At 57.9% G+C, this 12,557-nt stretch carries 12 protein-coding genes; 8 read left to right on the top strand and 4 right to left on the bottom strand.

What is annotated here, in order from left to right; genetic code table 11:
* The first annotated feature begins 9 nt into the window (after nucleotides 1–9).
* The 3 genes from AB6V08_RS13345 to rimL all read left to right on the top strand — a co-directional run bounded on the left by AB6V08_RS13345 (nucleotide 10) and on the right by rimL (nucleotide 3,304).
* A complete protein-coding gene (locus AB6V08_RS13345; protein WP_368543312.1) occupies nucleotides 10–783 on the top strand; it encodes an ABC transporter substrate-binding protein in 774 nt (257 codons plus the stop codon).
* Nucleotides 784–1,013: 230 nt separating this feature from the next.
* Nucleotides 1,014–2,669, top strand: coding sequence for a glucan biosynthesis protein D (locus AB6V08_RS13340; RefSeq protein ID WP_368543310.1), 1,656 nt, complete (start codon nucleotides 1,014–1,016; stop codon nucleotides 2,667–2,669).
* A 95-nt stretch (nucleotides 2,670–2,764) separates the two neighbouring features.
* Nucleotides 2,765–3,304 carry a 50S ribosomal protein L7/L12-serine acetyltransferase gene (rimL, locus tag AB6V08_RS13335; RefSeq protein ID WP_368543308.1) on the top strand — a complete coding sequence of 180 codons (540 nt, stop codon included), beginning with the start codon at nucleotides 2,765–2,767 and terminating at the stop codon, nucleotides 3,302–3,304.
* On the opposite strand, the gene ydcK is transcribed toward rimL, so the two are convergent.
* On the bottom strand, nucleotides 3,299–4,279 hold the full coding sequence (ydcK, locus tag AB6V08_RS13330; protein WP_368543306.1) for a YdcK family protein: 981 nt from the start codon (nucleotides 4,277–4,279) through the stop codon (nucleotides 3,299–3,301). The two genes, rimL and ydcK, sit on opposite strands and share 6 nt — an antisense overlap.
* Nucleotides 4,280–4,432: 153 nt before the next feature.
* Between ydcK and tehB the strand changes: the two genes are divergently transcribed.
* Nucleotides 4,433–5,026: a tellurite resistance methyltransferase TehB gene (gene tehB, locus AB6V08_RS13325; protein WP_368543304.1), complete on the top strand. Its 594-nt coding sequence runs from the start codon at nucleotides 4,433–4,435 to the stop codon at nucleotides 5,024–5,026.
* Here tehB and pepT read toward each other — a convergent pair.
* Nucleotides 5,023–6,252, bottom strand: coding sequence for a peptidase T (gene pepT, locus AB6V08_RS13320; RefSeq protein ID WP_368543302.1), 1,230 nt, complete (start codon nucleotides 6,250–6,252; stop codon nucleotides 5,023–5,025). The genes tehB and pepT overlap by 4 nt on opposite strands.
* Before the next feature lie 112 nt (nucleotides 6,253–6,364).
* Between pepT and AB6V08_RS13315 the strand changes: the two genes are divergently transcribed.
* Both AB6V08_RS13315 and AB6V08_RS13310 read left to right on the top strand, forming a co-directional pair.
* The gene (locus tag AB6V08_RS13315; protein ID WP_368543300.1) at nucleotides 6,365–7,960 is read left to right on the top strand and encodes an ABC transporter substrate-binding protein; all 1,596 of its coding nucleotides are present in this window, start codon (nucleotides 6,365–6,367) and stop codon (nucleotides 7,958–7,960) included.
* Between the two features lie 135 nt (nucleotides 7,961–8,095).
* Nucleotides 8,096–8,770 (top strand): DUF3313 domain-containing protein, encoded by a 675-nt coding sequence (locus AB6V08_RS13310; RefSeq protein ID WP_368543298.1) that lies wholly within the window; start codon nucleotides 8,096–8,098, stop codon nucleotides 8,768–8,770.
* Between the two features lie 64 nt (nucleotides 8,771–8,834).
* Here the strand turns inward: AB6V08_RS13310 and AB6V08_RS13305 are convergent, their stop codons facing one another.
* Complete coding sequence (locus AB6V08_RS13305; RefSeq protein WP_368543296.1) at nucleotides 8,835–9,731, bottom strand: DMT family transporter; 897 nt, start codon at nucleotides 9,729–9,731, stop codon at nucleotides 8,835–8,837.
* A gap of 174 nt (nucleotides 9,732–9,905) precedes the next feature.
* Here AB6V08_RS13305 and AB6V08_RS13300 point away from each other — a divergent pair, with 174 nt between their 5' ends.
* Entirely contained in the window at nucleotides 9,906–10,778 is an 873-nt protein-coding gene (locus AB6V08_RS13300) for a helix-turn-helix transcriptional regulator (RefSeq protein ID WP_368543294.1), read from the top strand.
* On the opposite strand, the gene AB6V08_RS13295 is transcribed toward AB6V08_RS13300, so the two are convergent.
* Nucleotides 10,758–12,020, bottom strand: coding sequence for a benzoate/H(+) symporter BenE family transporter (locus AB6V08_RS13295; RefSeq protein WP_368543380.1), 1,263 nt, complete (start codon nucleotides 12,018–12,020; stop codon nucleotides 10,758–10,760). The two genes, AB6V08_RS13300 and AB6V08_RS13295, sit on opposite strands and share 21 nt — an antisense overlap.
* On the opposite strand from AB6V08_RS13295, the gene AB6V08_RS13290 reads away from it, so the two are divergent.
* Nucleotides 12,019–12,546, top strand: coding sequence for a helix-turn-helix domain-containing protein (locus tag AB6V08_RS13290; protein WP_368543292.1), 528 nt, complete (start codon nucleotides 12,019–12,021; stop codon nucleotides 12,544–12,546). The genes AB6V08_RS13295 and AB6V08_RS13290 overlap by 2 nt on opposite strands.
* Nucleotides 12,547–12,557: the final 11 nt, after the last annotated feature.

Raw genomic sequence — 12,557 nt, 5'->3', positions numbered from 1 at the left:
GAATAAAACATGAAATTACGCGCGTTAGTTGTCGGCCTGGGTTTGCTGAGTACGTTCTCCACGTTTGCGGCCACGGAGCTGCGTTATGGCGTAGAAGCGGAATATCCGCCGTTTGAAAGCCGTAACGCCTCCGGCGAGCTGGTAGGCTTCGACATTGAGCTGGGAAACGCCATTTGCAAAGCCGCAGAGCTGCAGTGCAAGTGGGTCGAAACCTCGTTTGATGCCTTGATCCCAGGGCTGGTGGCGAAGAAGTTCGATGCCATTAACTCGGCGATGAACATCACCGATCAGCGCCGCAAGAGCATTGATTTCACCCAGCCGATCTACCGCATTCCGTCGCAGCTGGTAGGCAAAGCGGGCAGCGCGGTAGACGCCACGCCGGAAGGGCTGAAGGGCAAAACTATTGGCGTCTTGCAGGGTTCCATTCAGGAAACCTACGCCAAAGAGCACTGGGAGAAGCACGGTGTCACCGTGGTGTCTTATAAAGATCAGAATATGGCCTGGGGTGACCTGCTGAATGGCCGCATCGACGCCACGCTGGTGATGTCCGCAGCCGGGCAGGCAGGTTTCCTGAGCAAGCCGCAGGGCAAAGGGTTTGGCTTTATCGGCAAACCGGTGTCTGACGACACTATCCTCGGCAGTGGTATCGGCTTTGGGCTGCGTAAGGGTGATGACGCGACCCAGAAGCAGCTGAACGCCGCAATTGATAAAGTACGTGCCGACGGCACGATCGCTAAACTCGCTGATAAGTACTTCCCGGGTATCGATGTCAGCGTAAAATAACCGCCTCGCTTTGCCCCGGTAATCGATGTCTTACCGGGGTTTTTTATACATAACTTTACCCCTTTTTCGGGCCGTTCTGGTCGACAGAAAATATTTCTCAGTTTGTTCATATAATCACCTGCCAACAATTGGATTCTTAACCGTTTTTGTTTAGGCTGTGCGTTCTTTCTTGCCGTCATTTCGCCGAGCGCGAAACTCATTCACACGACCATAAGGACGTTTTCCCAGGCATGAATCGCAGACGTTTTTTAAAAGGCTCCCTGGCAATGGCTGCCCTGAGCGGGACTTCTGGCCTTGCTTCCCTGTTTTCCCAGGCAGCGTTTGCTGCGGACTCCGATATTGCTGATGGCCAGAGCCGTCGCTTCGACTTCACCGTACTGCAATCTATGGCGCACGACCTGGCGAAAACCCCGTGGGGCGGCGCACCGCGTCCTCTGCCGGACACGCTGGCCACCATGACGCCGCAGGCGTACAACGCCATTCGCTACGATGAAAAGCAGTCGCTGTGGAATAACATTGAGGGCCGTCAGCTTGACGTCCAGTTCTTCCATATGGGGATGGGGTTCCGCCGTCGTGTGCGCATGTTCTCGCTGGATCAAACCACGTCCCAGGCGCGTGAAATTCACTTCCGCCCGGAGCTGTTTAGCTACGGCGATACCGGAGTGGATACCAAACAGCTGGAAGGGCAAAGCGATCTCGGCTTCGCCGGGTTCCGCGCCTTCAAAGCGCCAGAGCTGGCGCGTCGCGATATCGTGTCGTTCCTCGGCGCGAGCTATTTCCGCGCGGTGGATGATACCTACCAGTACGGGCTGTCCGCCCGCGGTCTGGCGATCGATACCTTCACCGACACGCCGGAAGAGTTCCCGGACTTTACCGCCTTCTGGTTTGAAACGGTCAAGCCTGGCGACACCACCTTTACCGTCTATACGCTGCTGGACAGCCCAAGCATCACCGGGGCGTATAAGTTTGTGATCCACTGCGAGAAGAGCCAGGTGATCATGGAGGTGGAAAACCATCTCTATGCCCGCAAGGACATCAAGCAGCTCGGCATCGCCCCGATGACCAGCATGTTCAGCTGCGGCAACAACGAACGCCGCATGTGCGACACCATTCACCCGCAAATCCACGACTCCGACCGCCTGGCGATGTGGCGCGGAAACGGCGAGTGGATCTGCCGTCCGCTGAACAACCCGCAGAAGCTGCAGTTCAATGCCTACATGGACAAGAACCCGAAAGGCTTCGGTCTGCTGCAGCTGGATCGCGATTTCTCCCACTATCAGGACATCATGGGCTGGTATAACAAGCGTCCAAGCCTGTGGGTCGAGCCGCGCAACGACTGGGGCAAAGGCGCCGTCGGGCTGATGGAGATCCCAACCACCGGGGAAACCCTCGATAACGTGGTTTGCTTCTGGCAGCCGGAGAAAGCGGTGGAAGCGGGGGACGAGCTGGAGTTCAAATACCGCCTGTACTGGAGCGCACAGCCTCCGGTGCGTTCGCCGCTGGCAAATGTCTACGCGACCCGCACCGGCATGGGCGGCTTCCCGGAAGGCTGGGCGCCGGGGGAAAACTACCCGAAAGTATGGGCGCGTCGTTTCGCCATTGATTTTGTTGGCGGCGACCTGAAAGCGGCGGCACCGAAAGGTATCGAGCCGGTGATCACGCTCTCCAGCGGCGAGGCGAAGCAGATAGAAATCCTCTACGTCGAGCCGTTTGACGGCTATCGCATTCTGTTCGACTGGTATCCTACGTCGGACTCCACCGAGCCGGTGGATATGCGCATGTTCCTGCGCTGTCAGGGCGATGCCATCAGCGAAACCTGGCTGTACCAGTACTTCCCGCCGGCCGCGGATAAACGTAACTACGTTGATGACCGCATCATGCGCTAGCGATTATGCCGGGTAGCGCGTTCGCCTTACCCGGTCTGCAAATACGGTTTTACACGCCCGGTAAGCCACGCGCTGCCGGGCAAACCCGAGGCGCTATGACTTCTGAGATTATCCCCGTTTCACCCGACATCGAGCTGCGCGCGGTTGAAGAGCGCTACGCCGCCGAACTGCATCACCTCGTCATCAAAAACAGAGCCTGGCTGCAAACCGCCTTCGACTGGATCCAGCATACGGGGACGGAGGAAGACACGCGGCGCAACGTGCAGAGCAACCAGATGCTGCACCAGCGCGGGTACGCCAAAATGTTCCTGATTTTTCAGAACGACGAGCTGGTGGGCGTGCTGTCGTTCAACGCCATTGAACCGGCGAACAAAACGGGCTACATCGGCTACTGGCTGGACGAGGCGCATCAGGGGCAGGGCATTATTTCCCGCTCGCTACAGGCCTTTATGCGCTACTACGTAGACGCCGGAACGATTCGCCGCTTCGTCATTAAGTGCCGGATGCAGAACTCCAGCAGCAACCGGGTGGCGGTCCGCAACGGCTTTACCCTCGAAGGGTGCCTGCGCGAAGCGGAGTATCTCAACGGCCGCTTTGACGATGTGAATATGTACGCCAGAATCTTTTCCCTATAGCGCGCCGAGCAGGGGCGTGCGGGTTATCCGCTGAGTGCCGTTGATCACCTTTTCACCGCGCAGATGGATGTTCTCGCCGCCGAAGGCTTCGACAACCGCATCGTCGGTTATCTCGATACGATGCTCGATCAGCACATCTCCGCTGATCTGCGCCCGCCCCTGAATCACCACCCGATCGTCAATCAGAATTGGCCCGCCGCGCAGCCAGGCTCTGCCGCCAATCAGCACGTGGTGCTTGATCACGCAGTTGCCTTCGATAACGGCGTTCTCCGCCACCTGCGAACTGTAGCGCAGGGTCGGGATGGCATCGTCGTCGTGCCCGGCGATCAGGCGGGCGCTGCCGTACACTTTTGCGCAGTCGCAAACCCAGACGTTGTTAAGGTCGTTGCCTTCCAGAATGGCGTTGTCAAACACCTCGGCGCGGTGCTCGATAAACGCGAAGCTCACCAGCGCGTCGCCGTAGATTTGCGCCTGATGCACCACCCGCGACTGGCTGACCGTGGCGTTGCCGTAAATCTGCAAAATCTGCTCGCGATCCGGCGTTAGCCCCTTGGCGGCAATCACCTGGCTCTGGTGCAGCACCCGCGCGTTGCCGAAGATATGGCACTCGCCGCGGATATCCGAACGCTGCACGGTGACGTTGTCACTTATCCGTGCACCGTGGCTGATCTGCGCGCCGTCAATCCAGCAGCTGTCGCCAATCCAGGCGCGATGGCTAATTACACAGGGCTGGGTGAGCCGCGCGTTGCCCCGCACCTGCGCACCGGCAAACACCACGCTGTTTTCATCGTAGATCCAGCAGTCGCCCTCCTGCGACAGGGCGTTTTCATCCTCAACCCAGCCGCCGCGGGTGCCGCTGACGATATCGCTAAAGTCGGACGTAGCGATAATCTGGCGCAGCGACGCGGTGCATTTGCTCTCACCGTTTTGCCAGTGCCACAGGCGGGTTTCGTCACCAAGCCGATACTTTTTCATCGTTTTCTCTCTGATAGGCGTCTTACTAAACGTAGCAAACTTTGGCTTTTTCGAAACGCTGGCGCTCGGCAAAGAAAGTCCTTAAAATGGCATTTAAAATACATTTTAAAATTTCAAATAAATGGAATGCCTTAAGCTTCCTGAGGAAAACCAATGACCGCTGACGAAAACTACTTCACCGAGAAATATGGCCTGACCCGTACCCACTCTGAGGTGCTGTACAGCGCAGGGATTGTGAAGCCGGGGAAAACGCTGGATCTCGGCTGCGGCAACGGCCGTAACAGCCTCTATCTGGCGGCGAACGGTTTTGACGTCACCGCGTGGGATAAAAACCCGATGAGCATTGATAACATCGAGCGCATCAAGGCGGCGGAAGGGCTGTCGAACCTGCGCACGGCGATTAAGGATCTCAATAGCCTGAGTTTCGACGGCGAGTACGATTTTATTCTCTCTACCGTGGTGCTGATGTTCTTGGAGGCGAAAACCATCCCTGGTCTTATTGCCAACATGCAGCGCTGCACGACGCCGGGCGGCTACAACCTGATCGTGGCGGCGATGGATACCCCGGACTATCCGTGCACCGTTGGCTTCCCGTTTGCCTTTAAGCCGAACGAGCTGAGCAACTACTACGAAGGCTGGGACTTGCTCAAATACAACGAAGAGGTCGGTGAGCTGCACCGCACCGACGCCAGCGGAAATCGCATCAAGCTGCGCTTCGCCACCCTGCTGGCACGCAAGCCGGCTTAACGCGCGGCCAGCAGGCAGAGCTGCAGGGCGGTGTTGTAGGAGGCCTCGAACGACGACAGCGGTAAGAACTCAAACTTCGAATGGAAGTTGTGCGCGCCGGTGAAGAAGTTCGGGGTCAGCAGCCCTTTCGCCGACAGCGCCGCGCCGTCCGTGCCCCCGCGCATTGGCGTTGGTTTCGGGGTGATGCCGAGCGATTCCATCGCCTCAAACATCAGATCGATAGCGCGGCGATCGTCGCCAATCGCGTTGCTGATGTTGCTGTAGGTATCTTCGATGTGAAACGCCACCTTCGCCGTAGGGTGCTGTGCGGCAATCAGCTTCGCCACGTCGGCAATCTGCTGTTTGCGGGCGGCAAAATTCTCTTTATCGAAATCGCGGATGTTGGCCTTCAGCACCGCTTCGTTTTGCCCGGCCTGAATGCCGTTAAACCAGATATAGCCTTCGCGTCCTTCGGTGCATTCCGGCGTTTGCTGCCGGTCAAAGTGGCTGATAAAGTCGGTTGCCATTAATAGCGGGTTCACCAGCACGCCTTTGGCGGACATCGGGTGTGCCGTCACGCCGGTAAAGCGGATCTCTGCCGCCGCGGCGTTAAAGTTCTCATAAACAATTTCGCCCAGCTCGCAGCAGTCGATGGTCCAGGCAAAGTCGACGTCGAAGCGCTTAAGATCCAGCGCTTTGGCACCGTTCAGGCCGATCTCTTCGTCAGGCACAAACGCCACCACGATATCGCCATGCTGATGCTCCGCCGTCAGGTTTTCCAGCACCGTCATCACCACCGTTACCGCAGATTTATTATCGGCGCCTAATACGCTGGTCCCGTCGCTGAAAATAATCTCCTCGTTCGGATAAGCCTGAATTTCCGGGTGCTCTTTCACCCGCAGCCAGATCTCTTTTTCTTTATTCAGACAGAGATCTTCACCGGTAAAGGTTAATATTTGTGGATGAATATCCGGTGATAATCCCACGTCCACGGTATCAATATGGGTAATAAAACCGATGCGCGGCGCGCCCGGCACGTTGCCTTTTTTCACCGCCGTCACCGTGGCGAATTCATCAATCACGATGTCGTCTAAACCCAGCTGCTTCAGCTCCTGCGCCAGCTCGCGCGCCATGTCGTGCTGCCCCGGCGTGGAGGGCAGAGTTTTGACCTTAGGATCGCTCTGGCTGGTGATGGCGAGATAGCGGAAAAAGCGTTGGGTTAATTGTCTGGAAAGATCTGTAGCCATAGTGATTCCTTCTTTATTCGTGTTATCAGGTGTTTGCAATATCACTTTAATGTTATTTATGAATCGGCAAAAGTTTTAATTAGCCGTCGAATTAAAAAGACAGGAATAAATAATGAAAAGCAAACTCACAACATTAACGCTGGCGATTGCCGCGCTGACGGTCAGCTCCGCCGTGGGTGCCAAAACGCTGGTGTATTGCTCCGAGGGATCGCCTGAGAACTTCAATCCTCAGCTGTACACGTCCGGCACCAGCGTGGACGCCAGCGCGGTGCCGGTTTACAACCGCCTGGTGGCCTTCAAGCCCGGCACCACCGAGCTGGTGCCGAGCCTGGCGGAGCGCTGGGACGTCAGCGAAGACGGCAAGGTCTACACCTTCCACCTGCGCAAAGGGGTGAAGTTCCAGAGCAACAAATCGTTCAAGCCCACGCGCGACTTCAACGCCGATGACGTGATCTTCTCGTTCATGCGCCAGAAGGACGTGAATCACCCGTACCACAATGTCTCTAACGGCAGCTATTCCAACTTCGAAAGCCTGGAGTTTGGCAGCCTGATTACCGCGATAGATAAAGTGGATGACCATACCGTTCGCTTTACGCTGGCGCACCCGGAGGCGCCGTTTGTGGCGGATCTGGCGTGGTATTTCGCCTCGATCCTGTCAGCGGAATATGCCGACGCGATGCTCAAAGCCGGCACGCCGGAGAAGGTGGACATGGAGCCCATCGGCACCGGGCCGTTCAGGCTGGCGCAGTACCAGAAGGATTCGCGCATCCTGTTTACCGCCTTCCCGGACTACTGGCAGGGCAAGTCAAAGCTGGATCGTCTGGTGTTTACCATTACCCCGGACGCGTCGGTGCGCTTTGCGAAGGTTGAGAAAAACGAGTGCCAGGTGATGCCGTTCCCGAACCCGGCGGATCTGCCGCGCATGAAGGCCAACAAAGACATCAACCTGATGAGCAAAGCGGGGCTGAACACCGGCTTCCTGGCGTTCAACACGCAAAAGCCGCCGCTGAATAACGTGAAGGTGCGTCAGGCGCTGGCGATGGCGATCAACAAGCCGGCGATTATCGATGCGGTGTTCCACGGCACGGGCACGGCGGCGAAGAATCTGCTGCCGCCGGGCGTGTGGAGCGCGGACAGCGAGCTGAAGGATTACGACTATTCGCCGCAAAAAGCCAAAGCGCTGCTGAAAGAGGCCGGTTTTGCCAACGGCGTGAGCATCGATTTGTGGGCCATGCCGGTGCAGCGTCCGTACAACCCGAACGCGAAGCGCATGGCGGAGATGATTCAGGCCGACTGGGCGAAAATCGGCGTACAGACCAAAATCGTTACCTACGAATGGGGTGAATACCTCAAGCGCGTGAAGGGGGGCGAACACCAGGCGGCGCTGATGGGCTGGACCACGGCAACGGGCGACCCGGATAACTTCTTCGGCCCGCTGTTTACCTGTACCTCCGCGAACGGCGGGTCGAACTCGGCGAAATGGTGCTATAAGCCGTTTGATGACATTATCGCCGAGGCCAAATCGATAACCGATCGTGATAAACGCGTGGCGCTCTATAAAGAGGCACAGCAGATGATGCACGATCAAATGCCGGCGGTCATGATCGCGCACTCAACCATATTTGAACCGGTGCGTAAAGAGGTTACAGGGTACGAAATCGATCCCTTTGGCAAACATCTCTTCTGGCAAGTTGATATTAAAGAGTAACTTTTCACTGCCCGAAGCCGTTCGGGCAGTCTTTTCGCAATTTGTGCTCTCAACGTCATTTTTTGTCTCACCAGACACTTCAATCTTTTGCTATAACTTCAACTGCATACTTGCAGATAACATGGAAATTCCATCATGCGTACTCACACTTTATTTAAAGTTGCAGTGCTTTCTGGTCTGTTGGCGTTGGCGGGTTGCTCATCTAAAGTAGCGGCCCCCGAACAATACTCAGGCTTTTTAAAAGATTATTCTGGCTTGCAACAAACCACCTCCGCGACGGGCAAACCGACGCTGCGTTGGGTAGATCCTTCTTATAACGAAGCGAATTACGACAGCATTCTCTGGACACCGATTACCTATTATCCAACGCCTAAACCAACGACCCAGATTGGTCAAAGAACGCTTGATGAACTGCTGAACTACACCAACACCAAAATGAAAACGGCGATTGGTCAGCGTAAACCCGTCGTGACGACCCCGGGCAAACACAGCCTGATCTTCCGCGGGGCGATCACCGGCGTGAGCTCACAGAAAGAGGGGCTGCAGTTCTATGAAGTGGTGCCCGTTGCGCTGGTCGTCGCGGGTACGCAGATGGCAACCGGACACCGCACCATGGATACCCACCTGTACTTTGAAGGTGAACTGATTGACGCGGCGACCAACAAGCCGGTGATGAAAGTGGTGCGTAAAGGCGAAGGTAAAGAGCTGAATAACGAAAGCACGCCGATGACGTTTGCAACGCTGAAGCAGGTTGTTGACGACATGGCGACGGACGCCACGATGTTTGATGTACACAAGACGGCGAAGTAACGTCTTTCGGCCTTCATAAAAGGCAAAAGGGGGCCATCGCGGCCCCCTTTTTTAATTCCTGCTTCTACGCCGTGCGCAGTCTGCGGAACCAGGTCTCCGGCTTCATAAACATCACCATGTTGCCCCCCAGGATCAGAATCAGCCCGACAACCCCGTTCAGATGCCACACGTAGCCTTCGTACACCGTTGAAATCGACAGCGCCACCAGCGGGAACAGCAGCGTGCTGTATGCCGCTTTACCCGCGCCGATGCGACCGACCAGCGTGAAGTAGGCCCCAAAGGCAATCACCGAGCCAAACAGCGCCAGATAAAGCAGTGCGCCGATGTAGCTCACCGTCCACTCCGGCATAAAGCTATCGCCCCGGAACAGCGCGATGCAGCCCATCACCAGCGTGCCGTACAGCATCGCCCAGGCGTTGGTGGTCATGGTCTCCAGCCCGCTGCGCTGGTGGCGGATGCTGATCATATTGCCCAGCGAGAACCCGTAGGTGCCCAGCGCAGAAAGGCCAATGCCCGTCAGCAGCGATGCGCTCCAGCCGCTCGCCAGCAGATCGTCCCAGAACAGGGTGACGATGCCGATCAGGCCCAGCGCCGCCGCCGTCCAGAAACGCGCCGGAGGACGCTGCCCGAAGAAGATAAAGCTGTTGATGGCGTTATACAGCACCGCCATGCTGAAGATCACCGACTCCAGCCCGGTGTTGATATGCGAGGCGGCGGTGTAGAAGCACCAGAAGTTGAAGCAAAACACGCAGCAGCCCTGAAGGAGACAAAACAGGTGGTCGCGCAGCGCCAGCCTGCGCAGGCGGCGCAGGGCGATGAGCACAATCATCATGATGGCGCAGGCGACGGCGAAGCGCCAAAAAATCGACACCGGCGCGGGAACGGAGCCCTGCTGCAAAAAAATCGCGATCCAGGTCGTGCCCCAGATAACCACCACCAGCCCGTATAACAATGCGTTCATGTTTTCTCTCTTCTTAAAGCGCGGAAGCCGTCAGTGTGCCGACATCCCCGCAGGCGGGCTTTCACAGGCTTGCGGCAGACTTGCAAATTCTTGCGCTTTTTTCTCGCGCGGAGGCTGGCAACCGGGGACAACAATTCTTAGACTGAGGGTCTGATAAATCACTCGCTAACGGTTATGTCCCACGCTTACGACACCTTCGAAACACTTAGCCAACAAAATGCCGTGCTGCGGGAAACCGTCGCGCTCAACTCCGGTATTCAGCTGGCGGCCTGGTACAACAAGCACGACACCATCACCGTTAAAAGCAACCATCACACCCTTAGCCTGTACGTGGCCGACGGCTACGAGAGCTATCAAAAAACGCCGGGCGGCTGGAAGAACGGCGGCGGGCCGGATCGTTTCTGCCTGATGCCGAAAGAGAGTGAGTCGACGTGGGATATCCGCGACGATCTGTCGTTTGTGCATCTTTACTGCACCGACGAACACCTGCGTGACGTGGGGGAGAAAATCTGGGATCGCCGTCCGCTCTCGTTAACGCTCGACGAGAAAATCTTCGGCAGCGACCCCAAAATCACCGCCCTTTACCGCCAGTTTTTGCTGGGCTGCGACTGGCAGCAAAAAGCGAACCAGCTGACGCTGAGCACCGCCTCGACGCTGCTGCTGACGCACCTGCTGCAAAACTACTCGAACGTGCAGTGGAAGCTGCCGGTAGTGACCGGGGGATTGTCGCCGTTTGTGCTGCGCAACGTGCTGGCCTTCATTGAAGAGAACCTCTCGCAGCCCCTGACGCTCGCGGAGCTTGCCGCCCAGGCCGCGCTCAGCGAATACCACTTTGCCAGGATGTTCCGCCAGTCTATGCAGCAGGCGCCGCACCAGTACGTGATGCAGCGCCGGATGGAAAAGGCCAAAAACCTGGTGATGCATACCCGCCAGCCGCTCACCGATATCGCGCTGGCCTGCGGGTTTAACTCTGCCAGCCACTTCAGCAACCGCTTTCGCAGCGTGATGGGCGTGACGCCTTCTCAGCTACGCGCGGCGGGCGCGTAACAGCACCGTATAGCAAATCCCCCCGGCGACCAGCCCCCAGAACGCGGAACCAATGCCCAGGATCGTCACGCCGCTGGCGGTCATCAGGAAGGTGACAATCGCCGCGTCGCGCTCGGCCTCATGATTCAGCGCCTGATACAGGCTGCCGCTGATAGTCCCGAGCAGCGCCAGCCCCGCCAGCGTCTGGATCCAGCTGAGCGGCAGGGCGGCCATCAGCCCGGAGATTGAGCCGCCAAACAGACCCGCCAGCAGGTAAAAGATCCCCGCCGCGGCTGCCGCCAGCCAGCGTTTACTGGAATCCGGGTGCGCGTCCGGGCTTTGGCAAATCGCGGCGGTAATGGCGGCAATGCAGATGGAATAGACCCCGAACGGGGAAAACAGCAGCGCCAGCCCCCCGGTGGCGACAATCAGCGGCGACACCGCCAGCGGATAGCCGGAGGCCTTCATGGTGGCGAAGCCCGGCGCGTTCTGCGACGCCATCGTGACCAGGAAGAAGGGCAAGCCGATGCTGATCAGGCTCGTGAGCGTGAATTCAGGGGCGATAAACGTCGGTATCACAATCGAAAGGGTGACGTTATTCGTGACAACGTCACCGCCAAGCCAGGCCACCAGGCTGCCCACCAGCAGGGTGGCGACAATGGCGTAGCGCGGGGCCAGCGCTTTGGCGACCAGCCACGCGGCGATCATGCTGGCGCAGAGAACAAAGTGGCCGTCGAGATGGGTGAAAGCCTGTAAACCAAAGCGCAGCAGCACTCCCGCCAGCATGGCGGCGGCGAGGGAGTGCGGGATCAGCTTCATCAGACGGGCAAACAGCCCGGTCACGCCGCAGAGCAAAATAAGCGCGTTGGCAAACACGAAAATGCCGACGGTTTCGGCGAGGGTGACGTCGTGCAGGCTGGTGGCAAGCAGCGCGGCGCCGGGCGTCGACCAGGCGGTCAGCACCGGAGCTTTATACCGCCAGGAGAGCGCAAGGGTGCTGACGCCCATCCCCAGGCCGAGCGCGGTCATCCAGCCCGCAATTTGCTGGGCGTTTGCGCCCGCGGCGGCGGCAGCCTGCCAGACGATCGCCGCCGAGCTGGCGTAGCCCACCAGCACGGCGACAAAGCCGGCCAGCGCGGCGGGGAAAAGGTGTGTTGAACTGCGCATGAAAACTCCCTTGTGCGTTATAGCGTCCGCTGCAATGTAACACTGTGCGCTATAGCGTACAAGTGGTACACTTCGCTGCAACGGGAGGATTATCATGGACATTACTCAACACCTTGCATCCACGCTCAAAACCCTGCGCCAGGCGCGAGGCTGGAGCCTGTCTAAGCTCGCGGAAGAGACCGGCGTGTCGAAAGCGATGCTCGGGCAAATCGAGCGCAACGAATCCAGCCCGACGGTGTCGACGCTGTGGAAAATTGCCACCGGGCTTAACGAGCCGTTTTCCGCCTTTATCACCCCGGCGGCCAGCCCGGAAGCGGTGTTTGACCCGCAGCAGCAGGCGATGGTGGTTAAACCCTTGTTCCCCTGGGATGAGGCGCTGAAGTTCGATCATTTCTCGATAACGCTCGCGCCCGGGGCGATGAGTGAATCCACGCCCCACGAGGACGGGGTAATTGAGCACGTGGTGGTGATTAGCGGCGAGCTGGAGATGAATATCGACGGCGAATGGCGCACCGTGCAGGCGGATTCCGGCGTGAAATTTGCGGGCGACAAACCCCACGCGTACCGCAACAGCAGCGACCGGACGGTACACTTTCACTCCCTGATCCATTATCCCCGCTGAAGGCTCGCAAA

Origin of the sequence: Enterobacter soli (assembly GCF_964208575.1) — a bacterium.
In the GTDB taxonomy this organism is placed as follows: Bacteria; Pseudomonadota; Gammaproteobacteria; order Enterobacterales; family Enterobacteriaceae; genus Enterobacter; species Enterobacter soli_A.
Note: the sequence above shows the minus strand (reverse complement) of the source record. Positions and strands in the feature narration are given on the sequence as shown.

What these genes read in the sequence shown, in the direction of transcription:
- AB6V08_RS13345 (WP_368543312.1), top strand. Translation starts at nt 10, where the DNA reads ATGAAATTACGCGCGTTAGTTGTCGGCCTGGGTTTGCTGAGTACGTTC.
- AB6V08_RS13340 (WP_368543310.1), top strand. Translation starts at nt 1,014, where the DNA reads ATGAATCGCAGACGTTTTTTAAAAGGCTCCCTGGCAATGGCTGCCCTG.
- rimL (WP_368543308.1), top strand. Translation starts at nt 2,765, where the DNA reads ATGACTTCTGAGATTATCCCCGTTTCACCCGACATCGAGCTGCGCGCG.
- ydcK (WP_368543306.1), bottom strand. Translation starts at nt 4,279, where the DNA reads ATGAAAAAGTATCGGCTTGGTGACGAAACCCGCCTGTGGCACTGGCAA.
- tehB (WP_368543304.1), top strand. Translation starts at nt 4,433, where the DNA reads ATGACCGCTGACGAAAACTACTTCACCGAGAAATATGGCCTGACCCGT.
- pepT (WP_368543302.1), bottom strand. Translation starts at nt 6,252, where the DNA reads ATGGCTACAGATCTTTCCAGACAATTAACCCAACGCTTTTTCCGCTAT.
- AB6V08_RS13315 (WP_368543300.1), top strand. Translation starts at nt 6,365, where the DNA reads ATGAAAAGCAAACTCACAACATTAACGCTGGCGATTGCCGCGCTGACG.
- AB6V08_RS13310 (WP_368543298.1), top strand. Translation starts at nt 8,096, where the DNA reads ATGCGTACTCACACTTTATTTAAAGTTGCAGTGCTTTCTGGTCTGTTG.
- AB6V08_RS13305 (WP_368543296.1), bottom strand. Translation starts at nt 9,731, where the DNA reads ATGAACGCATTGTTATACGGGCTGGTGGTGGTTATCTGGGGCACGACC.
- AB6V08_RS13300 (WP_368543294.1), top strand. Translation starts at nt 9,906, where the DNA reads ATGTCCCACGCTTACGACACCTTCGAAACACTTAGCCAACAAAATGCC.
- AB6V08_RS13290 (WP_368543292.1), top strand. Translation starts at nt 12,019, where the DNA reads ATGGACATTACTCAACACCTTGCATCCACGCTCAAAACCCTGCGCCAG.
- AB6V08_RS13295 (WP_368543380.1), bottom strand. Translation starts at nt 12,020, where the DNA reads ATGATAATCCTCCCGTTGCAGCGAAGTGTACCACTTGTACGCTATAGC.